This window comes from Nocardioides bruguierae (assembly GCF_023656415.1).
Classification (GTDB): Bacteria; Actinomycetota; Actinomycetes; order Propionibacteriales; family Nocardioidaceae; genus Nocardioides; species Nocardioides bruguierae.
Genome location: NZ_JAMOIL010000002.1, coordinates 42,763 through 67,579, shown reverse-complemented (window position 1 = coordinate 67,579; position 24,817 = coordinate 42,763). Strand labels below are relative to the sequence as shown.

Sequence of the window (24,817 nt, the reverse complement as noted above, 5' to 3'; positions counted from 1 at the left end):
CCTCAGCTCCCGCCGAGCGGCGTCGACGTCGCCACGAGGGTCACGACGAAGCGGCCGTCGTGCGTGGCGACGGTCGCGTCGGCCAGCGTGGTGAGGACCTGCCAGGCGAAGGAGTCGTAGTCGGGCGGCGAGGGGTGCGTGGCAGGCACGCCCACCTGGACGGTCAGGCGGCCGGGGGCGAGCGCGAAGCTGCCCACCAGGTCGGTGGCCTCGTCGGCCTCGGGCAGCACCATGGCGCAGGCCTCGCCGACCGCGATGCGCAGGTCCTCGATGTCCTCGATGGTGAAGTCGAGGCGGGCCGCGAGGCCGGCGGTGAGGGTCCGCAGCACGGCGACGTAGGCGCCGTCGGCAGGGACCCGGATCTCGACGTCGGCCGGGGTGCCGGGGCCCGCGGGCTGGCCGGGCAGGGACATGGGTACCGCCTTCGCTGGTCGTGGCCCGGTCAGGGGGACGGGCCGTGCTCGCGCCAGACCCTAGGTCATGACCTCGCACCGGCTCCGGTACCCCGGGGCGCGCCCGGTGAAACAGTGCTCACCGACTCGGCCGCGGCGGTCCGTACCAGCCCGCGGGCCCCATCCGGACGCGACGACGCCGTCGCCGGGTGCCGGCGACGGCGTCGTTCGATGTCCGCCCGTGCGGGCGGTGCCCCGGTGAGGCCCCGGGTGAGGCCCCGGGTGAGGGCAGTGGCCTCAGGCCTTCTTGGTCTCCCAGAAGATCTCGGCGATCTCGTCGATCTTGGCGAGGAGGGAGTCGGCGGCCTCGGCGTCCATGGTGCCCTTGGTGCCGGTGGCGCCGGCCAGCTTGGTGGCCTCGTTGAAGAGGGTGTGGAGCTGGGGGTACTTCTCGAAGTGCGGGGGCTTGAAGTAGTCGGTCCACAGCACCCAGAGGTGGTGCTTGACGAGCTCGGAGCGCTGCTCCTTGATGAGCACGGCGCGGGTGCGGAAGTCGGGGTCGGAGGAGTCGTTGGCCTTGGCGATGACGGCCTTGACGGACTCGGCCTCGATGCGGGCCTGGGCGGGGTCGTAGACGCCGCAGGGCAGGTCGCAGTGGGCGGAGACGGTGGCGGTACGAGCCAGCGGGAAGCGCAGCATGGCGTCCTCTCGAGGATGGGGAACGGTCGGTTGGGACACTACTCTCGTGCCCGAACGCCGACGACGCCTCCCACCTCTGGTTGAGACGGTCCGGGACGTGCTTTTCCCGACACCTGACGGTCAGGCGTCCGGGGCCGCGGGCGGGGCGAGGCTCGGTCCGCGCTGGGGCATGGCCCTGGTGAGCGGGGAGTCGATGACCCCGACGCTGCGCCCCGGCGACCGGCTGTGGGTCGACTACCACGCAGCGCCCGCGCCCGGGCAGGTCGTGGTGGCCCGCCTCGCCGACGGCACCGTCGCGGTCAAGCGGGCCCACGACCGGCGGACGACGGCGACGGGTCGACCCGCCTGGTGGGTGCTGAGCGACGCGCCGGACAAGGGCGTCGACAGCAGGCACCGCGGGCCGGTCCCGGACGACGACGTGCTCGGCGTCGTCCGGGCGCGGCTGTGGCCTCGTCCGACCCGGCGGCTCGCTCCGCCTGCCTGAGTACCCCGCCTGAGGACCCCACCCGAGACGCCCGCCCCAGGTCCGCCGCTACGTCACGTTCTGCGGACGGCCGCGTCCGCCCAGCGGTACCACGGTGTGACCTGACCCACCTTCTGTGCCGCCTCGCTGTGCCAGACTGCGGGTCCGGCGCACCCGCCGCCGTCCGATCCGGACACCCCGCGACACCGACCTGTCGCCGCCCACCGTCACGCACGCCCGCACTCCGGCCGGTCCCGGCCCGGACGAGCACCCGCGCCCAGGAGAGAGCCCGCCATGACCGACGCCTTCGTCGAGACCGACCCCCGCACGCCCGAGGCCGAGGCCGCCCCGGGTGCGGTGGGCCCGACGCTGCCCGGTCCGGACGAGCACCCGCGGGCGGGCGACCCGGCCTTCGACCTGCACGTCGGCGGCAAGATGCACATCGCGGCCACGGCCCCGCTGCGCGACGCCGACGACCTCTCGCTGGCCTACACCCCGGGCGTCGCCCGCGTCTGCGAGGCGATCGCGGAGGACCCGGAGCTGGCCCGCACCTACACCTGGGTGCCGAACACGGTGGCGGTCGTCTCCGACGGCACCGCGGTGCTCGGCCTCGGCGACATCGGCCCCGCGGCCGCGATGCCCGTGATGGAGGGCAAGGCGGTGCTGTTCAAGCAGTTCGGTGGCGTCGACGCGATCCCGATCTGCCTCGACACCACCGACACCGAGGAGATCATCGCGACCGTCGCGCGGCTGGCGCCGAGCTTCGGCGGGGTCAACCTCGAGGACATCTCCGCCCCCCGGTGCTTCGAGATCGAGGACCGGCTCAAGGAGATGCTCGACATCCCCGTCTTCCACGACGACCAGCACGGCACCGCGGTGGTCGCCCTGGCGGCGCTGACCAACGCGCTGCGCCTGACCGGCCGGGAGCCGGGTCAGGCCCGTGTCGTGATCTCCGGCGCCGGCGCGGCGGGCGTGGCCGTCGCCAAGATCCTGCTCCAGGCGGGCATCACGGACCTCGCGGTGACCGACCGCAAGGGCGTCCTGCACTCCTCGCGCGGCGACCTCACGCCGGTCAAGCGCGCGCTCGCGGAGACCACCGCGGACCTCACCGGCCGCACGGGCAGCCTCGCCGACGTGCTCGACGGCGCGGACGTCTACATCGGGGTCTCCGGCGGCACGGTGCCCGAGGAGGACGTGGCGCGGATGGCCGACGACGCGATCGTCTTCGCGCTGGCCAACCCGACCCCGGAGGTGCACCCGGAGGTCGCCCACCGGCACGCCCGGGTCGTGGCGACCGGGCGCTCGGACTTCCCGAACCAGATCAACAACGTGCTGGCCTTCCCGGGGATCTTCCGCGGCGCCATCGACGTGCAGGCGCGCTCCATCACCGAGCCGATGAAGGTGGCCGCGGCGACGGCCCTGGCCGACCTCGTCGGTGACGACCTGCGCGAGGACCACGTGATCCCGCACCCGTTCGACCCGCGCGTGCCGGGGGCGGTCTCCCGCGCCGTGGCCGAGGCCGCCCGCCGCGACGGGGTGGCGCGGCGCTGAGGCGCCGCCTCCTGCGCCCGGGCCCTGCCCACGAGTCCTGCCTCCGAGTAGCGTCACGAGCATGTTCGCCGTCTACACCGACACCGCCAGCCCCGACGACCCGCTCTCCGCGCTGCGCGTGGGGGAGCGCCCCGAGCCCGATGTCCCCGACGGCTGGACGACCGTCACCGTGCGGGCCGCGTCGCTGAACCACCACGACGTCTGGTCGCTGCGCGGGGTCGGCCTCAAGGCCGAGGCGCTGCCGATGATCCTCGGCTGCGACGCCGCGGGCACCGACGAGGACGGCAACGAGGTCGTCGTCCACGCCGTCGTCAACGACCCGCGCTGGAGCGGGGACGAGACCCTCGACCCGCGCCGCTCGCTGCTCTCCGAGCGCTACCAGGGCACGTTCGCCGAGAAGGTCGCCGTGCCCCGGCGCAACGTGGTGCCCAAGCCGGCGTCCCTCTCCTTCGCGGAGGCCGCCTGCCTGCCCACGGCCTGGCTGACCGCGTACCGGATGCTCTTCGTCCGCGGTGGCCTGAAGCCGGGGGACACCGTGCTCGTGCAGGGCGCCGGCGGCGGCGTGGCCACCGCCTGCATCATCCTCGCCCGCGCGGCGGGCCTCACCGTGCTCGTGACCAGCCGTGACGAGGCCAAGCGGGCACGCGCGCTGGAGATCGGCGCGCACGAGGTGTTCGAGTCCGGTGCGCGGCTCCCGGTGAAGGTGGACGGGGTGATGGAGACCGTCGGACGCGCCACCTGGTCGCACTCGGTCCGCTCGCTGCGTCCCGGCGGCTGCATCGTCGTCTCGGGCACCACCTCCGGGCCGAAGCTGGACGACGCCGAGCTCACCCGGATCTTCTTCCTCCAGCTCTCGGTGATCGGCTCGACCATGGGCACCTCGGGCGAGCTGGCCTCCCTCGTGCAGCTCCTGGACGCCACCGGCACCCGGCCGCTCATCGACCGGACCGTGCCCATGGACGACGCCCCCACCGCGTTCTCCGCGATGGTCGACGGCGACGTCTTCGGCAAGATCGTGCTCACCCGGTGAGCGGCCGGACCCACCTGGTCACCGGCGCCGGCTCCGGCATCGGCGCCGCGCTCGTCGACCGGCTGCACGCCCGCGGGGACGCGCTCGTGCTCCTCGCCCGCTCGGCCGAGCGCGCCGCCGAGCTCGAGCAGCGCTGGCCCGGCAGCACCACGCTGGTCGCCGACCTCGCCGACCCGGCCTCCCTGGAGGGCCTCGCGGGCGACCTGCCCGACCGGCTCGACTCGCTCGTGCACTCGGCGGGCGTCGTGGCGCTCGGGCCGGTGGCCGAGGCGCCGCTGGGGGAGTGGGAGCACCAGCTGGCGGTCAACCTGCTCGCCCCGGCGGTGCTGACGCGGCTGTGCCTGCCCGCGCTGCGCGCGAGCCGCGGCACGGTCGTCTTCGTGAGCTCCGGCCAGGGCCTGAGCGCCTCGCCCTCGTGGGCCGGGTACGCCGCGTCCAAGCACGGCCTGAAGGCGCTGGCCGACAGCCTCCGGGCGGAGGAGGCCGGGCACGGCGTCCGCGTCTCGTCGGTCTATCCCGGTCGCACGGACACGCCCATGCAGGAGGCGGTGCACGCGCACGAGGGCAAGGAGTACGAGCCCGCGCGGTGGATCAGGCCGCAGACGGTCGCCGACGCCGTCCTGCACGTCCTCGACCTGCCGGGCGACGCCCAGGTGCCGGACCTGCCGGTCCGACCGCGGGGCTGAGCACGGGGCTGAGAGCACGAGTGCGCCGGCCGGCCAGGGGCCGACCGGCGCACACGGCCCGCGGAGCGGGCGAGGTCAGGAGCGGTCGGAGCGCCAGTGGAAGGCGCCGACCAGGATCATCCGGAGCTGCGTGCGCGCGGTCTGCACGACCGCGGTGCGGGCGGCCGGGCGACCCTCGGCGCGCAGCAGCGACTCGGCCGTGGCCGTCATCGTGGTGACGAACAGGTCCGCGAGGATGCGGAGGTCCTCCCCGGACCAGGTGTCCGCGCCGCCGACCCGCGCCAGGTCGGTGGCGAGCTCGCGGGCGCAGAGGTCCAGCTCGTGGCGGATCGCGTCGCGCACGGCCGGCGGGCCCGCGGCCCGCTCGCGGGCGATGAACGCGAAGTGCGGCTGGTGGGCCTCGACGTGGGTGACGATGATGTCCACCGAGGCGTCCACGACGTCGGAGGCGCTGGCGTCGTCGGCCAGCGAGGCGCCCGTCTCGACGGCACGGACGTCACGCAGCAGCGCGCGCAACGACGTGAAGGACTCGTCCACCAGGGCGAGTCCCAGCTCCTCGACGGAGGAGAAGTGCCGGTAGAAGCCCGTGGGAACGATGCCCACGTGCTTGGCCACCTGCCGCAACGAGACCGACCCGAGGCTGCTGTCTCCCGAGAGGTCCAGTGCGGCGGACAGCAGCGCTCTGCGCGTCTGCTCCTTGCGTTCCGCTCTCACCTGTCCCATGTGCAGACAGTAAAGCACCGGAGGGAATACCCCCAGGGTATATCGGCCCTAGCGGTGACCTGGGAAAAGGTTCACATACGCCGAATCGGGTAACACCGGTGCGGTCCGGTGACACGCGTCCACTCAAGCGGGGGTCGGTGTCGAGGTGTGCACGCATCCGGCACGGCGTCCCGCGGGCCCCTGCTCAGTCCTCGGGGTCGTCCAGGCGGGCGAGCCAGGTGGCCAGCCGCTCGACGGCGGACTCGTGCTCGGGGTGGACGTCGGTGAAGGCGCGCAGCTGCTCGGCCAGCCACGCCAGCGTCACCTCCTCGTCGCCTCGGCGGTTCTCGAGCTCCTCGATGCCTCGATCGGTGAAGTACATGCGTTCTCCTGCAGGGTCTTCCTCACAGCCCCGGGCCGGGCCGACACGAGGTCGACCCGGCCCGGGGGACGGTCATGCTGCCGCGTGGATCAGGCGAAGGCCCGGCCCAGCAGCTCCTTCTGCTCCGCCTGGTGACGCTTGATCGTGCCGACCGACGGCGAGGACGACTCGGGCCGGGTGACCGGCACGACCTTGGCGTCCACCTCGGGCCACACGTTCAGCGCGTAGTGCGGCCAGGGGCCGTTGTTCATCGGCTCGTCCTGCACCCAGCGGACCTCCTTGAGGTGCGGGTACCGGGCGATCTCGGCCTGGATGTCGCCGAGCGGACGCGGGTAGAGCTGCTCCACGCGACCGATGGCGAACCGGTGGCCGTCCTCGCGCTTGGCCCGCTCCACCATGAGGTCCCAGGTGACACGACCAGAGCACAGCAGCAGCGTGTCGACCTGGTTCGGGTCGGCGGAGTCGTCGCCGATGAAGGGTCGGAACGTGCCCTGCGTGAAGTCGGCCGGCTGCGAGGCGGCCTCCTTGCGCTTGAGCATCGACTTCGGCGTGAACACCACCAGCGGGCGGTGCACCTCGCCGAGGGCGTGCTTGCGCAGCAGGTGGAAGTAGGACGCCGGCGTGGACGGCTGGGCCACCACGATCGCCTCGTCGGCCGCCATCGTCAGGAACCGCTCGATGCGGGCCGAGGAGTGGTCCGGGCCCTGGCCCTCGTAGCCGTGGGGGAGCAGCAGGACGACGCCGGAGCGCTGGCCCCACTTGGTCTCGCCCGCGGAGATGTACTCGTCGATGACCGACTGGGCGCCGTTGACGAAGTCGCCGAACTGGGCCTCCCAGAGGACGAGGGCCTCCGGCCGTGCCACCGAGTAGCCGTACTCGAAGCCGAGCGCGGCGTACTCCGAGAGCAGCGAGTCGTAGACGTAGAAGCGGGCCTGGTCCTCGGTGAGGTGGGCCAGCGGCGTCCACTCGTCGGCGTTCTTGCGGTCGATGATCGTCGCGAAGCGGGAGACGAACGTGCCGCGTCGGGAGTCCTGGCCGGCCAGGCGGACCGGGCGGCCGTCGCTCAGCAGGGCGCCGAAGGCGAGGATCTCGCCGGTGCCCCAGTCGATCGGGCCCTCGAGGATGCCCTTCGCCCGGCGCTGGAGCTGCGGCATGACCTTCGGGTGGACCGTGAAGCCCTCCGGCGGGGTCGTGTACGCCTCGGCGATGCGCGCCATCAGCTCGTCGTCGATGGCGGTGACCGTGTCGCCGGCCGGCTTGTCCGGGTAGTCCGGCACCGTCGTCCACTCGGTCGGCGGCTCGGAGGACGCCTCGCGGACCTCGGTGAAGACGCGCTCCAGCTGCTGCTGGTAGTCGCGCAGCACCTGCTCGGCCTCGTCGATGGTGATGTCGCCACGGCCGATGAGGGACTCGGTGTACAGCTTGCGCACCGAGCGCTTCTGCTCGATGAGGTCGTACATGAGCGGCTGGGTGTAGCTCGGGTCGTCACCCTCGTTGTGGCCGCGGCGGCGGTAGCAGACGAGGTCGATGACGACGTCCTTGTGGAACGCCTGGCGGTACTCGAAGGCGAGCCGGGCCGCGTGGATGCAGGCCTCGGGGTCGTCGCCGTTCACGTGCAGGATCGGCGCCTGGACCATCCGCGCGACGTCGGTGCAGTACAGCGACGAGCGGGAGGAGCCGGGGGAGGTGGTGAAGCCGACCTGGTTGTTGATGATCAGGTGGATCGTGCCGCCGGTGCGGTAGCCGCGCAGCTGGGAGAGGTTGAGCGTCTCCGCCACGACGCCCTGGCCCGCGAAGGCCGCGTCGCCGTGGACGAGCAGCGGGAGGACCGGGAAGTCCTCGCCCCGGTCCAGCACGTCCTGCTTGGCGCGGGCGATGCCGGTGAGCACCGGGTCCACGGTCTCCAGGTGGGAGGGGTTCGCGGCCACGGACACGGCGATCTTCTCGCCACCGCCGGCGGTGAACTCGCCCTCGGCGCCGAGGTGGTACTTCACGTCGCCGGAGCCCTGGACCGTGCGCGGGTCCACGTTGCCCTCGAACTCGCGGAAGATCTGGCTGTACTTCTTGCCGACGATGTTCGCGAGGACGTTGAGGCGGCCGCGGTGGGCCATGCCGATGGTGACCTCGTCGAGGCCCACCTCCGCGGCGGCCTCGCAGATCTCGTCGAGGACGGGGACGGCGGTCTCGCCGCCCTCGAGGCTGAACCGCTTCTGCCCGACGAACTTGGTCTGCAGGAACGTCTCGAACGCCTCGGCCTGGTTCAGCTTGAGCAGGATGCGCAGCTGCTCCTCGCGCGGCGGCTTGGTGTGCGGCACCTCCACGCGCTCCTGGAGCCAGCGACGCTGCTCCGGGTCCATGATGTGCATGTACTCGATGCCGGTCGTGCGGCAGTAGGAGTCACGCAGGATCCCGAGGATGTCGCGCAGCTTCATGAACGGGCGGCCGGTCGGGCCGAACGCGCCGGTGGCGAACTCGCGGTCCAGGTCCCACATGGTGAGGCCGTGGTTCTCGACCTCGAGGTCGGGGTGGGTGCGCTGGCGGTACTCCAGCGGGTCGGTGTCGGCCATCAGGTGGCCGCGCACGCGGTAGGCGTGGATCAGCTCGAGGATGCGCGCCTGCTTGGAGATCTCGTCGTCGTGCGACGTCGCGATGTCGTTCGCCCAGCGGATCGGCTGGTAGGGGATGCGCAGCGAGCGGAAGATCTCGTCGTAGAAGCCGTCACCGCCCAGCAGCAGCTGGTGCACGCGCTTGAGGAACTCGCCGGACTGGGCGCCCTGGATGACGCGGTGGTCGTAGGTCGAGGTGATCGTCATGACCTTGCTGATCGCGTTGCGCGCGATCGCGTCGGCCGAGGCGCCCTGCCACTCCGGCGGGTAGTCCATCGCGCCGACGCCGATGATGGCCGCCTGGCCACCCATGAGGCGCGGCACGGAGTGGTTCGTGCCCAGACCGCCCACGTTCGTGAGGCTGATCGTCGTGCCCTGGAAGTCGGCGACGGTGAGCTTGCCGTCGCGGGCCTTGACCACGACGTCCTCGTAGGCCGTCCAGAAGCCCGCGAAGTCCATGGACTCGCAGCCCTTGATGCTGGGCACGAGCAGCTGACGGGTGCTGCCCTTCTTGATGTCGATGGCCAGGCCCAGGTTCACGTGGGCCGGCGTCACCAGGTTCGGCTTGCCGTCGACCTCGGCGTAGGAGTTGTTCATCTCCGGCATCGACTTCAGCGCCTGCACCAGGGCGTAGCCGATGAGGTGGGTGAAGGACACCTTGCCGCCGCGCGCACGAGCGAGGTGGTTGTTGATGACGGTGCGGTTGTCCCACAGCAGCTTCACCGGCACCGAGCGCACCGACGTGGCCGTGGGCACCGTCAGCGAGGCGTCCATGTTCTGCGCCGTGCGGGCCGGCGCGCCGCGCAGCACCGTGTACGTGGGCTCGTCGCTGGTCGCGTTCTTGGCGGCGGGCGCCGACTCCTTGGGCATGGGCGTGGACGTGCCCCGGCTGGGCTCGGCGGCCTTGCCGGACGGGCGCGGCTTGGCGACGGGGGCGGGCTTGCCGGTCGACTTCGCCTCGGCCGGCTTCTCGGCCGGCTTCTCGGCGGGCTTGGCAGCCGGGGCCGGGGCCTTGGCGGGGGCCTTCGCGGTGCCGTTACTCGTGCCGTTGCTGCTGCCGTTGCTCGAGGCGGCGGGCTTGGCGGTGCCGTTGCTCGTGCCGTTGCTGCTGCCGTTGCCGGCGCCGGGCTGGTGGCTCTTGAAGTACGCGGCCCACGTGGGGTCGACGCTGGCAGGGTCCTTGCGGAACTGCTCGTACATCTCCTCCACGAGCCACTCGTTGGCGCCGAAGTCGTCGGAGACCTCGGTCGTCGTGGCGGAGGTGGAGCTGCCTGGGGACTGCGGCACGGCTGGGTTCGCCTCTTCCGGGTTTCGCGCGCTGGTGGTGGCGGGGTGTGACGGAGGACTCCAGGTTAGACCGGTTCCGCAGGCTGCACCCACGCCGGGTCGCAGCATGCGGGAGCCACCTGCCGGGGTCGCACGCGTCACGGTTGCGCACCATTGTTGCTCGCCCGGTGGCGCGAGGACGACCCCTGGTCCCGAGTCGTGGTCCCGATCGGTCCGGCAGGGGTGGACTTGATGGTTCCAGAGGCCGTGGCCACGGGGGGACGGGCCGTCCGGCCCGGTCGATGTGATCCCTGTCCCACCTCCACGTACCGTGGTGCGCCGATCGCGGACGGCACTCGGGCACGACCGCGGCGACGACGTCACCGGGAGGGTGAGCAGTGGCAGTGCGCCGGAGTCGGAGGCCCGACGACGAGGTCGCGCAGGTGCGACGCAGCGGAGTCGGCGGGACGCCGAGGGCGGCGCTCGTCCCGGCCCGGCTCCTCGCCCTGGCCCTGGTGCTCGCCCTGGGGCTGGGCGGGCTGGCCGCCTGCACCGGGCAGGACGAGGCGGAGGGCCCGGACACGCCGACGTCGCCTCCCTCTGCCTCGGTGGAGGAGGGGGAGACGCTGCGGGCCCGTCCGGTGCGGACGACCGTCGAGGTCGGCACCGTCGTCGGCGCGCTGCCCTTCGACCGCCGACGCCAGGTGGCCGCGTCCGTGGGCCGGGCCGCCGACGCGTGGATCGACGGGGCCTTCGTGCAGCGCCGCTACCCGCGGCCGGGCTCGAGGCAGGCCTTCCAGGGCGCGTTCTCCTCCTTCACCCGCTCCACCGCGCGGCAGGCCGCGGCCGACCGTCGTCTCACCACCGCGGCCGCCGTGAGCGCCCGGGTCGACGACCTCGTGGCCGTGCGACGTCGGGTGCTGGTCGACGTGCTCTCGGTCAAGCGCGTGCCGCGCGCCGCCACGGCCCGGGTCGGCCTCGTCTACGCCACCGACGGTCGGGTCCGCGACCGCTTCCTCGTGCAGGCCCGGCTCGCCATGACGCACGACGCCCGCGAGGGCTGGCAGGTCGTGGCCTACGACGTCACGCAGGCGCGCGGCGCGGCGGCCGCACCCCGGGCGGGCGGCCAGAAGAGCGGCCAGCAGGACAAGCAGAAGAAGCAGAAGGCCGGGCAGAAGACCAAGCAGAAGGCCAAGCGGCGGACGGGAGCGAGCCGATGAGCCGGTACGTGGTGAGCACGGTCCGCAGGCTCGGCCTGCTCGCCGTCGTCCTGGCCCTCGTGGCCGTGGTGGTGCCCGACAGCGCCACCCCCGAGGACGAGGTCACGGTGGTGGCCCTGCCGCACGCCCGCGGCCTCGACACCAGCGACCGGGTGGTCTGGATCCTCGCGGTCGGCTCGGACGCGCGGCCGGGGCAGGACATGACCCGCTCGCGCGGCGACGCCCTGCAGATGGTCGGTATCGACACCCGCACCGGCGCGGCGGCGAGCATCGGCATCCCGCGCGACTCCTGGGTCCCGATCCCCGGCCACGGCAGCAACCGCGTCAACGCCGCCCTCTACTACGGCGGCCCGCAGCTGCTCGGCCGCACGGTCGGCAGCTTCCTCGGGCTGCAGCCCGACTACGTGATGGTCACGCGGTTCACGTTCTTCGAGAACATGGTGCGCGACATCGGCGGCATCACCGTGAGCAACCCGCGTCCCTTCGCCGACGAGTTCCTCAAGCCGAAGGGGTTCAAGGCCGGACGCATCCACCTCGGCGGCTACGACGCACACGTGTTCTCGCGCATCCGCAAGTCGCTGCCGGGCGGGGACTTCGACCGCTCGGCCAACCAGCAGCGGGTGCTGCGCGGCATCGCGGCCAAGGTGCGCCAGCGTGCCGGCCAGCCGGGCTTCCTCGAGCGGGGCGTGCTCAGCGTGCTGCGCAACACCCGCGCGAACGCGGCGCCGGCCGAGCTGTTCCGGCTCGCCCAGGCCGTGGCACAGGTGCGCCCCGGGCGGATCTCCACCTGCGTGCTCGGGGGCTCGTTCGCCACCATCAACGGCGCCAGCGTCATCCGCCCCAGCTACGCCCAGGCCCGCCGGCTCGCGAACGCCGCCCGCCGCGACGCCACCCTGCCCCGGGGCTGCTGAGCGGGGGCTGCTGAGCGAGGGGGAGCCCGAGCGAGCGGAGCGGGATCGACGAAGGCCCGGCCCACTGTGGGCCGGGCCTTCGCTGGTCTGCGCCTCCGGCAGGAATCGAACCTGCGACACCCGGTACCGGAAACCGGTGCTCTATCCCCTGAGCTACGGAGGCACGTCCTCGACGACCGGCGGACCGGTGTCGCGACGGCGACAACATAGCGCGCCGCCGCCCCGGGGGCTCAATCGGCCTCCTCGGCGGGGCGGGTGTCCGCCGCGGGTATTGCGGTTCGGCCGGGGCACCGCCCGCCGATAGGGTGACCTGGTGACTCCCGAGCAGCTCTCCACCGCGATCGTCGACGTGCTGACGACCCTGACCTCGACCGGTGACCTCACCGTCGAGGGCGGCGTCCCGACCTCCGTGACGGTGGAGCGACCCCGGCAGAAGGGTCACGGCGACTACGCCACGAACGTCGCGATGCAGCTGGGCAAGAAGGCGGGGATGAACCCGCGCGCGCTCGCCGAGAAGTTGAAGTCCGGCCTGGAGGCCATCGACGGCGTCGCCGAGGTCGAGATCGCGGGGCCGGGCTTCCTCAACATCACCGTGGCCGCCGGCGCGCAGGGCGAGGTCGCGGCCCGGGTCGTGGCCGCGGGCCGGGCCTACGGCAGCAACGACGCGTTCGCCGGCGAGAAGGTGAACCTCGAGTTCGTCTCCGCCAACCCCACCGGCCCCATCCACATCGGTGGCGTACGCTGGGCCGCCGTCGGCGACGCCCTGGGCCGGGTGTTCACGATGTCGGGCGCCGAGGTCACCCGCGAGTACTACTTCAACGACCACGGCAGCCAGATCGACCGGTTCTCCTCCTCCCTGCTGGCCTCGGCCAAGGGCGAGCCCGCGCCGGAGGACGGCTACGGCGGCCAGTACATCCACGACATCGCCGCCGCGGTGCTGGCCGAGCGTCCGGACGCCCTGTCCGCCGAGGACCCGCAGGAGGTCTTCCGGGCGGTCGGCGTGGACATGATGTTCACCGAGATCAAGCGCTCGATGACCGGCTTCGGGGTGGACTTCGACGTCTTCTTCCACGAGGACGAGCTGCACAAGTCCGGCGCCGTGGAGCGGGCCGTGACCCGGCTGCGCGAGCTGGGCAACGTCTACGAGAAGGACGGCGCCACCTGGCTGGCCACCGAGAAGTTCGGTGACGACAAGGACCGCGTGGTCATCAAGTCCGACGGCAACGGCGCGTACCTCTCCGGAGACCTGGCCTACTACCTGGACAAGCGCGAGCGCGGCTTCGACCGCTGCCTGATCATGCTCGGCGCCGACCACCACGGCTACGTCGGCCGGATGATGGCGATGTGCGCCGCGTTCGGCGACACCCCGGGCACCAACCTGGAGATCCTCATCGGCCAGATGGTGAACCTGCTGCGTGACGGCCAGCCGATGCGGATGTCCAAGCGTGCCGGCACCGTCGTCACGATCGACGACCTCGTCGAGGCCATCGGCGTGGACGCCGGCCGCTACGCGCTGACCCGCTACTCCAGCGACGTCAACATCGACCTCGACCTCGAGCTGTGGGCGCGGGCCACCAACGACAACCCGGTCTACTACGTGCAGTACGGGCACGCCCGCACCTGCCGGATGATCGAGAACGCGACCGCCCTCGGCATGAGCCTGGAGGACGCCGTCGCCGGGTTCGACCCCGCGCTGCTCGACCACGAGCGCGAGGGCGAGCTGCTCCGTGCGCTCGCCGAGTTCCCGCGCGTCGTCGCCAGCGCCGCCGACCTGCGGCACCCCCACCGCGTGGCGCGCTATCTGGAGGACACCACGGCGGTGTTCAACAAGTGGTACGACACCAAGGAGTGCCGGATGCTGCCGCAGGGCGACGAGCCCGTCGCCCCGGTCAACCTGGCCCGCCTCGTCCTGACCCGGGCGGCGCAGACCGTCATCGCCAACGGCCTGGACCTGCTCGGCGTCTCCGCGCCCGAGCGGATGTGAGGACGCGACCATGAGCCACACCCACGAGGCCGGCTGGGCGCACGCCGCCGGCGCCCTGCGCGGGCCGTCCTGGCTGCGGCAGCCCACCGACGTCGACGCGCTCGTCCCGCAGCTGTGGTCGGCCACCGCGCGCAAGGACGAGGCGGGCGTGCTGAGCGTCGGCGGCGTCCCGCTCCCGGCGCTGGCCGCCGAGCACGGCACCCCCGCCTACGTCCTGGACGAGGCGGACTTCCGCGCCCGCGCCGGCGCGTTCCGCGACGCGTTCGCCGGCTACGGCGTCTACTACGCCGGCAAGGCGTTCCTGTGCACCGCGGTCGCCCGCTGGATCGACGAGGAGGGGCTCAACCTCGACGTCTGCTCCGGCGGCGAGCTGGCCGTGGCCGAGCGGGCCGGCTTCCCGATGGAGCGCGTCGGCTTCCACGGCAACAACAAGTCCACCGCCGAGCTGGCCACAGCCCTGCGCGTCGGGGTGGGGCGCATCATCGTCGACTCCTTCGACGAGATCGAGCGCCTGGCCGCGCTGACGGCCGAGACCGGCACGAGCGCCCAGGTGCTCATCCGGGTCACCGCCGGCGTCGAGGCGCACACCCACGAGTACATCGCCACCGCGCACGAGGACCAGAAGTTCGGCCTCTCGATCTCCTCCGGTGCCGCCCTGGAGGCCGCGCGCCGCGTGCTGGCGGCCCCGGGCATCGAGCTGCGCGGCCTGCACAGCCACATCGGCAGCCAGATCTTCGCCTCCGCCGGCTTCGAGGTCGCCGCCCGCCGGGTGCTGCGGCTGCACGCGCAGATCGCCACCGAGCTGGGCGTGACGCTGCCCGAGATGGACCTCGGCGGCGGCTTCGGCATCGCCTACACGACGCAGGACGACCCCTCGACGCCGGCCACGCTGGCGTCCGAGCTGACCGCGATCGTCGACGGCGAGTGCGCCGCGCTCGGCATCGAGCGCCCGCACCTCTCGATCGAGCCGGGCCGCGCGATCGTCGGCCCCTCGATGTGCACCGTGTACGAGGTCGGCACGGTCAAGCCGGTCGCGCTCGACGGCGGCGCCGTGCGCACCTACGTCTCCGTGGACGGCGGGATGAGCGACAACGTGCGCACCGCCCTCTACGACGCCGACTACTCCTGCACCCTGGCCGGGCGCCGCTCGGACGCCGAGCCCGTGCTCTCCCGGGTCGTGGGCAAGCACTGCGAGGCGGGCGACATCGTGGTCAAGGACGAGTTCCTGCCCGGTGACGTGGCCGGCGGCGACCTGCTGGCCGTGCCGGCGACCGGCGCGTACTGCCGTTCACTGGCCTCGAACTACAACCACGCGCTGCGGCCCCCGGTGGTCGCGGTGCGGGACGGGGTCGCGCGTACGCTCCTGCGGCGCGAGACTGTTGAGGATCTGCTGTCGACCGACGTGGGTGATCTGTAGAGATGGACGGCGTCAAGCCGCTGAAGGTGGCGGTGCTGGGCTGCGGCTCCGTGGGTTCCCAGGTGGTGCGGCTGCTGCGTGAGCAGGCCGGCGACCTGACGGCGCGCGTGGGCGCGCCCGTGGAGCTGGTGGGCGTGGCGGTGCGCCGCCTCGAGGTGACCCGCGAGGTGGAGGTGCCCGAGCACCTGCTCACCACCGACGCGCACGCCCTGGTGACCCGCGAGGACGTCGACCTGGTGGTCGAGGTCATCGGTGGCATCGAGCCCGCCCGCGGGCTGATCCTGGCTGCGCTCGAGAGCGGGGCCTCGGTCGTGACCGCCAACAAGGCGCTGCTGGCCGAGGACGGCCCGACACTGTTCGAGGCCGCCGCCAAGGCCGGCCGCGACCTCTACTACGAGGCCGCGGTGGCCGGCGCCATCCCGATCCTGCGCCCGCTGCGCGAGTCGCTGGCCGGTGACCGGGTGACCCGGGTGCTCGGCATCGTCAACGGCACCACGAACTTCATCCTCGACAAGATGGACACCACGGGGGCGGGCTTCTCCGAGTCGCTCACCGAGGCCCAGGACCTGGGCTACGCCGAGGCGGACCCCACCGCCGACGTCGAGGGCTTCGACGCGGCCGCGAAGGCCGCCATCCTGGCGTCGCTGGCCTTCCACACCCGGGTCACCGCATCCGACGTGCACCGCGAGGGCATCACCGAGGTCAGCGCGGCCGACGTGGCCTCCGCCGCCGACATGGGCTGCGTGGTGAAGCTGCTGGCCATCTGCGAGCTGCGCGAGGGCCCCGACGGCGAGGAGGCGGTCTCCGCCCGCGTCCACCCCGCCATGATCCCGGCGAGCCACCCCCTGGCGTCCGTGCGCGAGGCCTACAACGCGGTCTTCGTCGAGTCCGAGGCCGCCGGCCAGCTGATGTTCTACGGCCCCGGTGCCGGCGGCGCCCCCACGGCCTCCGCGGTGCTGGGCGACCTGGTGACGATCGCGCGGAACCGGCTCGCCGGCGCGCGCGGCGCGGGGGAGTCCGCCTACACGCAGCGGCCCGTGCTGCCGATGGGGGAGACCCGCACCCGCTACCACGTGGCGGCCGCGGTCGACGACAAGGCCGGCGTGCTGGCCGCCGTCGCCCAGGCCTTCGCCGAGCACGGCGTCTCGATCCAGACCGTCCGCCAGGAGGGCCGCGGCGACGACGCGACCCTTGTGGTCGTCTCCCACGAGGCCAGCGACGCCCAGCTGGCCGCCACGGTCACCCACCTGCAGGGCATGGACATCGTCCGCGAGGTCACCTCGGTGATGCGCGTCGAAGGAGGACACGAGTGAGCACCCAGGCGCCCGCCGGGCCCCGCACCCGTCAGTGGCGCGGCGTCATCGAGGAGTACCGCGACCTGCTGGAGATCCCCGAGGGGACGCCGGCGGTCACGCTGCGCGAGGGCGGCACGCCGCTCGTGCACTCCGAGTGGCTCTCGGGGCTCACCGGTGCCGAGGTGTTCGTCAAGGTCGAGGGCTCGAACCCGACCGGCTCCTTCAAGGACCGCGGCATGACCGCGGCCATGTCGGTGGCCAAGTTCCAGGGCGCCCAGGCCTGCGTCTGCGCCTCCACCGGCAACACCTCCGCCTCGATGGCCGCCTACGCCGCCAAGGCGGGGATGAAGCCGCTGGTGCTCGTGCCCGAGGGCAAGATCGCCGCCGGCAAGATGGCCCAGGCCATCGTCCACGGCGCCCAGGTGATCATGGTGCGCGGCAACTTCGACGACTGCCTGATGATGGCCCGCGGCCTGTCCGAGAAGTACCCGGTCGCGCTGGTGAACTCGGTGAACCCGGTGCGTCTGGAGGGGCAGAAGACCGCCGCCTTCGAGATCGCCGACTTCCTCGGTGACGCCCCCGACCACCACGTCCTGCCCGTCGGCAACGCCGGCAACATCTCGGCCTACTGGCTGGGCTACCGGCAGTACCGCGACCTCGGCCAGACCACGCGGCTGCCCGTCATGCACGGGTTCCAGGCGGCCGGTGCGGCCCCGCTGGTGATCGGCGAGCCCGTCCCGAACCCGGAGACGAAGGCCACCGCGATCCGCATCGGCAACCCGGCGTCCTGGGACCTGGCCATCGCGGCCCGTGACCAGTCGCGCGGCAGCATCGCCTCGGTCACCGACGAGCAGATCCTCGCCGCCCAGCAGGACCTCGCCCAGCGCGACGGCGTCTTCGTGGAGCCCGGCTCCGCGGCCAGCGTCGCCGGCCTGCTCCAGGAGGTCGCCGCGGGCGTGGAGTACCGCGGCAGCACGGTCGTCGTCACCGTGACCGGCCACGGGCTCAAGGACACCGCGACCGCGCTGGAGGGCTTCTCCGCGGGCGGTCGCAGCGTCGTGGACACCGTGGTCGACGCGGACGTGGACGCCGCGGCCGAGGCCGCGGGCCTGACCACCTCCGGCCTGGCCTGAGCCCCGCGTGGTCTCCTTCGCCTCCGGGCCGGTCCGCGTCCGCGTCCCGGCCACCTCCGCCAACCTCGGCCCGGGCTTCGACTCCCTCGGGCTGGCCCTGGGCCTGCACGACCACCTCGAGGCCGAGGTGCTCGACGAGGGTCTCGTCGTCGAGGTGTCGGGCTCGGGCGCGCAGGACGTGCCGCGCGACGAGTCGCACCTCGTGGTCCGCTCGATGCGGGCCCTCTTCGACCTCGTCGGCGCCCAGCCCCCGGGGCTGCGCCTGTCCTGCGAGAACGTCATCCCGCACGCCCGCGGACTGGGCTCCTCCTCCGCGGCGATCGTCGCCGGCCTGGTGCTCGCCCGCGGCCTCGTGGCCGGCGGTGCCCTGCTGGTCGACGACGACGCGGTGCTCGACCTGGCGGCGCGGATCGAGGGCCACCCCGACAACGTGGCCCCCGCCTTCCTCGGCGGCTTCGTGGTCTCCGGGCAGGACGAGGACGGCACCTTCTACGCCGTGGGCGCGCCCGTCGACCCGCGCGTCGGCGCCGTGGTGCTGGTGCCGCCCACCCCGGTCTCGACCGAGGCCGCCCGCGGCCTGCTCCCCGCCACCGTGCCCCACGCCGACGCCGCCGCGGACGCGGGTCGCACCGCCCTGCTGGTCGCCGCCCTCGGTGGCCGGCCCGAGCACCTCCTGCGGGCCACCCGGGACTACCTGCACCAGGACTACCGCCGCCCGGCGATGCCCGAGTCCCTGGCCCTCGTCGACGCGCTGCGCGCCTCGGGCGTCGCGGCGGTCGTCTCCGGCGCCGGGCCGACGGTGCTGGCGTTCACCGACGGTCCCGAGGGCGGGCTGACCGCCGACGTGCTGGCCCGCTGCCCCGAGGGCTGGTGGGCCTCCTACCTGCCGGTGGAGACCGCGGGCGCGGCGCTGGTCTGACGGCGGTCGGGCGCCTGCCCGGTGACCTGCCTGCGCGACCTGGGACGTGCCCGCCCACGGGCCACGGTCGTGCTGCTAGCCTGCTCGCGTCGCTCGGTGGCCGCCTCACGTCGCCCACCTGCGACGTCCCCGCACCGCCCGGCCCGGGTCCACTCCCGGCAACGGTCCTCCGGCGCGGGAGTCCGATCCAGCAGATGGACTCTGGAGATCAACCTCACCGATCAGCCGTCCGGCGTCGTCCGGCGGTACCCCGTCGTGGGAAAGGAACGTACGTGACCGAGAGCCCCGAGGCCGCCACCGCGGCCAAGGCCCGCAAGAAGCCGACCAGCCTGAACGGCATGCTGGTGGCCGACCTCAAGGCCATGGCCGGCGCGCTCGGCATCGCCGACGCCGAGCAGATGCGCAAGCCGCAGCTGGTCGAGGCGATCAAGAACCTGCAGGACGGTGCCGCCGCGGACAAGGCCGCCGCCCCCGCGCGGCAGCCGGCGCAGGAGACGGCCCAGAAGCCCGCCCGCGAGCGCGCCCGGAAGACCGCCCAGAAGCCGGACGAGAAGGCGGACGAGCCGTCGGCGGACCGGCCCGCCGAGCAGTCTGCCGAGACCGAGGGCGGTGAGCGCCCGTCGCGTCGCTCCCGCCGTTCCCGTGGCCAGGGCGACGGCCAGCAGCCCGACGGCGCCGAGAAGCAGGGCAACCAGCAGGGCAGCCAGCAGGACGAGAAGTCCGGCGGCAACCAGCAGGGCAACCAGCAGAAGGGCCAGAAGGGCCAGCAGAGGGGCGACAAGCAGCCCCAGCAGAAGCAGGGCGGCCAGCAGGGCAACCAGCAGAAGTCCGGCGACAAGCAGCAGGGCGGCCAGCAGAACAACCAGCAGGGGGGCCAGCAGAACAACCAGCAGGGCCAGAACAACCCCGGCAACCAGAACCTGCAGCAGGACGAGGACGACGACGAGGAGGGTGGCGGCCGCCGCAACCGTCGTCGCCGCGCCCGCGAGCGCGAGCGCGGCCGGACCCGGGGCGAGGTCGACACCACGATCCTCGAGGACGACGTGCTCGTGCCGGCCGCCGGCATCCTCGACGTCCTGGAGAACTACGCCTTCGTGCGCACCACCGGCTACCTGCCCGGCCCGGACGACGTCTACGTCTCGCTCTCCATGGTCCGCAAGCACGGCCTGCGCCGCGGCGACGCCGTGACCGGTCAGGTCCGCACGCCCCGCGAGGGCGAGCGCAAGGAGAAGTTCAACCCGCTCGTGCGCATCGACACGGTCAACGGGCTGGACCCCGAGGAGGCCCGCGACCGCCCGGAGTTCTCCGACCTGACCCCGCTGTTCCCCACCGAGCGGCTGCGCCTGGAGACGACCGCCGACGAGCTGGTCGGTCGGGTCGTCGACCTCGTGGCGCCGCTGGGCAAGGGCCAGCGCGCCCTGCTCGTCTCCCCGCCCCAGGCCGGCAAGACGATGGTGCTCCAGGCGGTCGCCGACGCGATCACCCGCAACAACCCCGAGACCCACGTGATGGTCGTGCTGGTCGACGAGCGGCCCGAGGAGGTCACCGACTTCACCCGCTCCGTGCGCGGTGAGGTCATCCCCTCCACCTTCGACCGTCAGCCGGCCGACCACACGGTCGTCGCCGAGCTCGCCGTGGAGCGTGCCAAGCGCCTGGTCGAGCTCGGCATGGACGTGGTGCTGCTGGTCGACGGCCTCACCCGGCTCGCCCGTGCCTACAACCTGTCGGCCACCGGTGGCGGTCGCGTGCTCGCCGGCGGCGTGGACTCCTCGGCGCTGCACCCCACGAAGAAGTTCTTCGGGGCCGCCCGCAACATCGAGGACGGCGGGTCGCTGACGATCCTCGCGACGGCGCTGGCCGACACGGGCTCGGCGACCGACGAGGTCATCCTGGAGGAGCTCGAGGGCACCGCGAACGCCGAGATCCGGCTGCGCCGCGAGATGGCCGAGCGGCGGGTCTTCCCGGCCGTCGACGTCACCGCCTCGGGCACGCGACGCTCCGCGGACCTCGCGGCGGACGCCGAGGTCGCCACGACCGTGGCGGTGCAGGACGCGGTCCGTGACGCGGGCCTGCTCGAGGGCACGACCCGCCTCGTGGAGAAGCTGCGCACCACCGCGTCCAACGCCGACGTCGTGGCGGCCAAGGACCCGCTCGGCTGACGCACCCGCGACGCCCGGTCCGGCCGGGTGCCCGCGTCTCTCCGTCCCGGGGAGGGGCGGGTGCCCGGACCGGTACCGACGTCCGGCGCCGCGACGGGGTCCGCTGTGGCACGCTTCTCCCGTGGCACGCATCCTGGTGGCGGACGACGACGTCGACATCCGCGAGCTCGTCGAGTTCAAGCTCTCCTCGCTGGGGCACGACATCGTCGCCGTCTCGGACGGCGCCCAGGCCGTGGCCGCCGCCCGCGCCGACCGCCCCGACCTGGCCGTGCTCGACGTGATGATGCCGGTCGCGTCCGGCCTCGACGCGATCCGCGAGATGCGGGCGGACCCGGCGCTGGCCGACCTGCCGGTCATCCTTCTGACCGCGCGGGCCCAGGAGTCCGACGTCGAGAGCGGCTTCGACTCGGGCGCCGACGACTACATCACCAAGCCCTTCAGCCCCCGCGAGCTGGCCTCGCGGGTGGAGGCCCTGCTCGAGCGATCCCGCTGAGCACCGCTCCGCGGGACCTGTGACGAAGCCGCCCTCGGGGGAGCCCCGGGCGGTATTCTCGTCGGCACACAACCGTGCCGCCGGGGGCTCAGGCGAGCGGCAGGGGAGGGAGTCTCAGCATGGCCGAGGGGACGAGTCGCAGTGTCGCGTCGACCGTGAACCCGGCGCTGCACCGGCTGATGGGCCTGGTCGTGGCCCTGGTCGTGGTCGGCGTGGTCAGCGTCGTGCTCTCCGCGCAGGCGCTCAGCGGTCTCACCGGCTCCTTCCAGCCCGCGGTCGCCGCCCACGCGGGCGTGCTCCAGGACGTGACCGCGATCGACGCCGCGGTCGGTGACTGGGCGCGCACGGGGGACCCGGCCAAGCCGGCCGAGGTGGCCGACCTGCGGGAGCGGCTGGCCGGCCACCTGCTCCGGGTGCGGGCCGGGGTCGGGGACGACGCCGAGCTGCTCGCCCTCGTCAAGGCCGAGGCCGGGGCGGCCGAGACCTGGCTGGACGACTACGTCGAGCCGCGGCTGGCGCTGCCGGGCGCGCGCTACCGCCCGGCGCTCTACGCCGTGGGCCAGGACCGGATCGCCGACGTCGAGCAGGCGCACCAGTCGACCACCACCGCGCTCGCCGCGGGCCTGGCCGAGGCCGAGTCCGCCGCGACCTGGCGCCAGTGGGGCGCGGTCGGCAGCCTGCTCGTGCTCGCGGTGCTCGCCGTGTGGGTGCTCGTCACGGCCCGCCGCTCGTTGCTGACCCGCCTGTCCACCCCGCTGCTGGAGCTGGAGGCCTGCGTCCAGCGGATGGCCGCCGACCCGACCGTCCGGGCCCGTCCGGCCGGGCCGCGGGAGGTGCGCTCGATCGCGCTGGCCGTCAACGAGCTGGCCGAGGCGCAGGCCCGGGCCCGGGCCGTGGAGTCCCACATCCAGAGCTCGCTGCACACCCTCGACAGCGCCCGCGACGACTTCGTCTCCAACGTCTCCCACGAGCTGCGGACCCCGCTGACCACCATCGCCGGCTACCTGGAGCTCGTCGCCGAGGAGTTCGAGGGCCGCATGCAGCCGCGGCACGAGCGCATCCTCGACGCCACGCGCCGCAACGTGGGCCGGCTCAAGGCCCTCATCGATGACCTGCTGACGCTCTCCCGGGCCGAGACGGTGCGCACCGAGCGCGAGGCCAGCGACCTGGCCACGATCGTGCGCGACGCCGTCACCGACGTGCGGATCACCGCCGCCGGCCGCGACATCCGCGTCGTCATGGACGAGCCCGCGGGCACCGTCCCGACGATGGTGGACCGGGCACTCATGGGGCGCGCCCTGCTCAACATCGTCTCCAACGCGGTGAAGTTCTCCCGCCCCGACTCCAACGTCGAGGTCTCCGTGGTCGCCCTGCCCGACGACCAGGTGGCCGCGGTGACCGTGACCGACCACGGCATCGGCATCCCCGAGGACGAGGTGGAGCGGCTGGGCACGCGGTTCTTCCGCGCCCGCAACGCGGTGCAGAACGAGATCGCCGGCACCGGCCTGGGCCTGCGGATCGTCCAGACCGTCGTCGACCGCCACGGCGGCGACCTGCGGCTGAGCAGCGTCGAGGGCCAGGGCACCACCGTCGTCCTGCGGGTGCCGCTGCTGCGGGCGGGGGTCCTGCCCGAGCCCGGCGAGCCCACCGACGACGGCCAGGACGCGCTCGCCGACCCTGAGGAGGCGGGAGCCACCCCGACGCCCGCGGCAGCCGAGCCCGCCGAGGCGATCGACGCGGCCGACGACCGCGAGGACGACGCGGCCGAGGACGTCCCCGAGCTGCGTCTGCCGGAGCGCCTCGACCTCAAGCCCGGCGAGGTCTCGACCGGCGGCGGTGAGCGGCTGCCGAGCACGCCGCGCGCGCCACGGCTGGAGCAGCCCGGCGAGCCGACGGTCGACACGCCCCCGCCGTTCGTCGCCTCCGGACGGCACCCCGGCTGAGGCGTCCCCGGCGCAGCGGACGGGACGCCGCGCGGCGACCGGGAGCGCGGGAATTCGCCGCCGCCCGCGGCCGTTGGGCACAATGGTACGTACGGTCCCGGTTCACGTCCGTCGACGCTCGCGCATCGGCCAGTGACGACCCGGGACGACCCATCGAGAAGGGACTTCCCATGAAGGCTGACATCCACCCGGAGTACGTCGAGACCGAGGTCATCTGCACCTGCGGCTCCACGTTCACCACCCGCAGCACCGTGACCAGCGGCCAGATCCGCTCGGACGTGTGCTCCCAGTGCCACCCGTTCTACACGGGCAAGCAGAAGATCCTCGACACCGGTGGGCGCGTGGCCCGCTTCGAGGCTCGCTACGGCAAGAAGAAGTAGCACCTCCGACCGAGCGCCGGTCTCCGTCCCTTGCGGACGGGGCCGGCGCTCGTCGTGTTCGAAGAGGTGAGACCGCAGCGCCGGCGCAGGGCCGGGGGAGGGGACCACGCGTGTTCGAGGCCGTGGAGCACATGCTCGAGGAGCACACCGAGCTGGAGGGGCGGCTGGCGCTGCCCGAGACGCACGCGGACGCGCGCCTGGCCAAGCAGCTGAACCGCCGCTACGCCGAGCTGTCCGCGATCATCACCACCTGGCGCACCTGGGGCTCGCTGGCCGACGACCTCGAGGCCGCCCGTGAGCTGTCGGCCGACGACCCGTCCTTCGCCGAGGAGGCCGACCGTCTGGCGATCGCGCGCGAGGACGCGGAGGAGCGGCTGCGCCGTCTCCTCGTGCCGCGCGACCCCGCCGACGACAAGGACGCCATCCTCGAGATCAAGTCCGGCGAGGGCGGTGAGGAGTCCGCGCTGTTCGCCGGCGACCTGCTGCGGATGTACTCGCGCTACGCCGAGACCGCGGGCTGGGGCGTGGAGGTGCTCGACGCCGCCGAGTCCGACCTGGGCGGCTACAAGTCGGTCACCGTGGCGGTCAAGGCCAAGGGGAGCACCGAGCCCGGCCGCACCCCGTTCGCGCGGCTGAAGTTCGAGGGCGGGGTGCACCGCGTCCAGCGGGTCCCCGTGACCGAGTCCCAGGGTCGTGTGCACACCAGCGCCGCCGGCGTCCTGGTGCTGCCGGAGGCGGAGCAGGTCGACGTCGTCGTGGACGACAACGACCTGCGCATCGACGTCTTCCGCTCCTCCGGACCCGGCGGGCAGAGCGTCAACACCACCGACTCGGCCGTGCGGATCACCCACCTGCCCACCGGCATCGTCGTCTCCTGCCAGAACGAGAAGTCCCAGCTGCAGAACAAGGAGCAGGCCCTGCGCATCCTGCGCTCGCGCCTGCTGGCCGCGGCCCAGGAGGAGGCGGACGCCGCCGCAGGCGAGGCCCGCCGCAGCCAGGTGCGCACCGTGGACCGCTCGGAGCGGATCCGCACCTACAACTACCCGGAGAACCGCATCTCCGACCACCGCACCGGCTACAAGGCCTACAACCTCGACCAGGTGCTCGACGGCGACCTCGGCCCCGTCCTGGACTCCTGCGTCGACGCCGACATGGCCGCCCGCCTCGCGGCCCTGGAGGAGTGAGC

21 protein-coding genes and 1 tRNA gene are annotated in these 24,817 nt (G+C 73.2%); 16 read left to right on the top strand and 6 right to left on the bottom strand.

Translation table 11 applies throughout. The features are described from left to right. Positions 1-2: 2 nt before the first annotated feature. Both M8330_RS02745 and sodN read right to left on the bottom strand, forming a co-directional pair. Complete coding sequence (locus M8330_RS02745) at positions 3-413, bottom strand: anti-sigma factor (protein ID WP_250052671.1); 411 nt, start codon at positions 411-413, stop codon at positions 3-5. 276 nt (positions 414-689) lie between these two features. Further along, complete coding sequence (gene sodN, locus M8330_RS02740) at positions 690-1,091, bottom strand: superoxide dismutase, Ni (protein WP_250052669.1); 402 nt, start codon at positions 1,089-1,091, stop codon at positions 690-692. Between the two features lie 97 nt (positions 1,092-1,188). Here sodN and M8330_RS02735 point away from each other — a divergent pair, with 97 nt between their 5' ends. From M8330_RS02735 to M8330_RS02720, 4 genes are all read left to right on the top strand, one after another. Next, positions 1,189-1,575, top strand: coding sequence for a S24/S26 family peptidase (locus M8330_RS02735; RefSeq protein WP_250826093.1), 387 nt, complete (start codon positions 1,189-1,191; stop codon positions 1,573-1,575). A 414-nt stretch (positions 1,576-1,989) separates the two neighbouring features. Beyond that, positions 1,990-3,105: an NAD(P)-dependent malic enzyme gene (locus tag M8330_RS02730; protein ID WP_250826231.1), complete on the top strand. Its 1,116-nt coding sequence runs from the start codon at positions 1,990-1,992 to the stop codon at positions 3,103-3,105. 61 nt (positions 3,106-3,166) lie between these two features. Next, complete coding sequence (locus tag M8330_RS02725; protein WP_250826092.1) at positions 3,167-4,135, top strand: zinc-binding dehydrogenase; 969 nt, start codon at positions 3,167-3,169, stop codon at positions 4,133-4,135. Further along, complete coding sequence (locus tag M8330_RS02720; protein ID WP_250826091.1) at positions 4,132-4,821, top strand: SDR family oxidoreductase; 690 nt, start codon at positions 4,132-4,134, stop codon at positions 4,819-4,821. Before M8330_RS02725 ends, M8330_RS02720 begins: the two co-directional genes overlap by 4 nt. 75 nt (positions 4,822-4,896) lie before the next feature. On the opposite strand, the gene M8330_RS02715 is transcribed toward M8330_RS02720, so the two are convergent. The 3 genes from M8330_RS02715 to M8330_RS02705 form a co-directional block, all read right to left on the bottom strand. Further along, the gene (locus M8330_RS02715; RefSeq protein WP_250052661.1) at positions 4,897-5,544 is read right to left on the bottom strand and encodes a TetR family transcriptional regulator; all 648 of its coding nucleotides are present in this window, start codon (positions 5,542-5,544) and stop codon (positions 4,897-4,899) included. A 184-nt stretch (positions 5,545-5,728) separates the two neighbouring features. After that, positions 5,729-5,905 carry a DUF6104 family protein gene (locus M8330_RS02710; protein ID WP_250052658.1) on the bottom strand — a complete coding sequence of 59 codons (177 nt, stop codon included), beginning with the start codon at positions 5,903-5,905 and terminating at the stop codon, positions 5,729-5,731. Positions 5,906-5,994: 89 nt separating this feature from the next. Next, a complete protein-coding gene (locus M8330_RS02705) occupies positions 5,995-9,798 on the bottom strand; it encodes a multifunctional oxoglutarate decarboxylase/oxoglutarate dehydrogenase thiamine pyrophosphate-binding subunit/dihydrolipoyllysine-residue succinyltransferase subunit (protein WP_250826090.1) in 3,804 nt (1,267 codons plus the stop codon). Positions 9,799-10,220: 422 nt separating this feature from the next. On the opposite strand from M8330_RS02705, the gene M8330_RS02700 reads away from it, so the two are divergent. Both M8330_RS02700 and M8330_RS02695 read left to right on the top strand, forming a co-directional pair. Beyond that, complete coding sequence (locus tag M8330_RS02700; RefSeq protein WP_250826089.1) at positions 10,221-10,997, top strand: hypothetical protein; 777 nt, start codon at positions 10,221-10,223, stop codon at positions 10,995-10,997. After that, positions 10,994-11,908, top strand: coding sequence for an LCP family protein (locus M8330_RS02695; protein ID WP_250826088.1), 915 nt, complete (start codon positions 10,994-10,996; stop codon positions 11,906-11,908). Before M8330_RS02700 ends, M8330_RS02695 begins: the two co-directional genes overlap by 4 nt. Positions 11,909-11,998: 90 nt before the next feature. On the opposite strand, the gene M8330_RS02690 is transcribed toward M8330_RS02695, so the two are convergent. Next, positions 11,999-12,071: transfer RNA gene (locus M8330_RS02690), tRNA-Arg, on the bottom strand. A gap of 150 nt (positions 12,072-12,221) precedes the next feature. On the opposite strand from M8330_RS02690, the gene argS reads away from it, so the two are divergent. The 10 genes from argS (at position 12,222) to prfA (ending at position 24,815) form a co-directional block, all read left to right on the top strand. Beyond that, positions 12,222-13,892, top strand: a complete 1,671-nt coding sequence (argS, locus tag M8330_RS02685; RefSeq protein ID WP_250826087.1) for an arginine--tRNA ligase — start codon at positions 12,222-12,224, stop codon at positions 13,890-13,892. Between the two features lie 10 nt (positions 13,893-13,902). Next, positions 13,903-15,309 (top strand): diaminopimelate decarboxylase, encoded by a 1,407-nt coding sequence (gene lysA, locus M8330_RS02680; RefSeq protein ID WP_250826086.1) that lies wholly within the window; start codon positions 13,903-13,905, stop codon positions 15,307-15,309. Positions 15,310-15,311: 2 nt separating this feature from the next. Next, positions 15,312-16,622, top strand: a complete 1,311-nt coding sequence (locus tag M8330_RS02675) for a homoserine dehydrogenase (RefSeq protein WP_250826085.1) — start codon at positions 15,312-15,314, stop codon at positions 16,620-16,622. Beyond that, a complete protein-coding gene (thrC, locus tag M8330_RS02670; protein ID WP_250052637.1) occupies positions 16,619-17,737 on the top strand; it encodes a threonine synthase in 1,119 nt (372 codons plus the stop codon). Before M8330_RS02675 ends, thrC begins: the two co-directional genes overlap by 4 nt. Before the next feature lie 7 nt (positions 17,738-17,744). Continuing rightward, positions 17,745-18,656, top strand: coding sequence for a homoserine kinase (gene thrB, locus M8330_RS02665; protein ID WP_250826084.1), 912 nt, complete (start codon positions 17,745-17,747; stop codon positions 18,654-18,656). Between the two features lie 272 nt (positions 18,657-18,928). Then, positions 18,929-20,815, top strand: coding sequence for a transcription termination factor Rho (gene rho, locus M8330_RS02660; protein ID WP_250826083.1), 1,887 nt, complete (start codon positions 18,929-18,931; stop codon positions 20,813-20,815). Between the two features lie 121 nt (positions 20,816-20,936). Beyond that, positions 20,937-21,308 carry a response regulator transcription factor gene (locus M8330_RS02655; protein ID WP_250052634.1) on the top strand — a complete coding sequence of 124 codons (372 nt, stop codon included), beginning with the start codon at positions 20,937-20,939 and terminating at the stop codon, positions 21,306-21,308. Between the two features lie 119 nt (positions 21,309-21,427). Further along, positions 21,428-23,251 (top strand): sensor histidine kinase, encoded by a 1,824-nt coding sequence (locus tag M8330_RS02650; protein WP_250826082.1) that lies wholly within the window; start codon positions 21,428-21,430, stop codon positions 23,249-23,251. A gap of 170 nt (positions 23,252-23,421) precedes the next feature. Next, on the top strand, positions 23,422-23,631 hold the full coding sequence (gene rpmE, locus M8330_RS02645; protein WP_250052632.1) for a 50S ribosomal protein L31: 210 nt from the start codon (positions 23,422-23,424) through the stop codon (positions 23,629-23,631). A 110-nt stretch (positions 23,632-23,741) separates the two neighbouring features. Next, positions 23,742-24,815, top strand: coding sequence for a peptide chain release factor 1 (gene prfA / locus M8330_RS02640; RefSeq protein ID WP_250826081.1), 1,074 nt, complete (start codon positions 23,742-23,744; stop codon positions 24,813-24,815). Positions 24,816-24,817 lie beyond the last annotated feature (2 nt).

Coding starts and splice junctions, on each gene's coding strand:
- M8330_RS02745 (WP_250052671.1), bottom strand. CDS start 413: ATGTCCCTGCCCGGCCAGCCCGCGGGCCCCGGCACCCCGGCCGACGTC.
- sodN (WP_250052669.1), bottom strand. CDS start 1,091: ATGCTGCGCTTCCCGCTGGCTCGTACCGCCACCGTCTCCGCCCACTGC.
- M8330_RS02730 (WP_250826231.1), top strand. CDS start 1,990: ATGCACATCGCGGCCACGGCCCCGCTGCGCGACGCCGACGACCTCTCG.
- M8330_RS02725 (WP_250826092.1), top strand. CDS start 3,167: ATGTTCGCCGTCTACACCGACACCGCCAGCCCCGACGACCCGCTCTCC.
- M8330_RS02715 (WP_250052661.1), bottom strand. CDS start 5,544: ATGGGACAGGTGAGAGCGGAACGCAAGGAGCAGACGCGCAGAGCGCTG.
- M8330_RS02710 (WP_250052658.1), bottom strand. CDS start 5,905: ATGTACTTCACCGATCGAGGCATCGAGGAGCTCGAGAACCGCCGAGGC.
- M8330_RS02695 (WP_250826088.1), top strand. CDS start 10,994: ATGAGCCGGTACGTGGTGAGCACGGTCCGCAGGCTCGGCCTGCTCGCC.
- lysA (WP_250826086.1), top strand. CDS start 13,903: ATGAGCCACACCCACGAGGCCGGCTGGGCGCACGCCGCCGGCGCCCTG.
- M8330_RS02675 (WP_250826085.1), top strand. CDS start 15,312: ATGGACGGCGTCAAGCCGCTGAAGGTGGCGGTGCTGGGCTGCGGCTCC.
- M8330_RS02650 (WP_250826082.1), top strand. CDS start 21,428: ATGGCCGAGGGGACGAGTCGCAGTGTCGCGTCGACCGTGAACCCGGCG.
- rpmE (WP_250052632.1), top strand. CDS start 23,422: ATGAAGGCTGACATCCACCCGGAGTACGTCGAGACCGAGGTCATCTGC.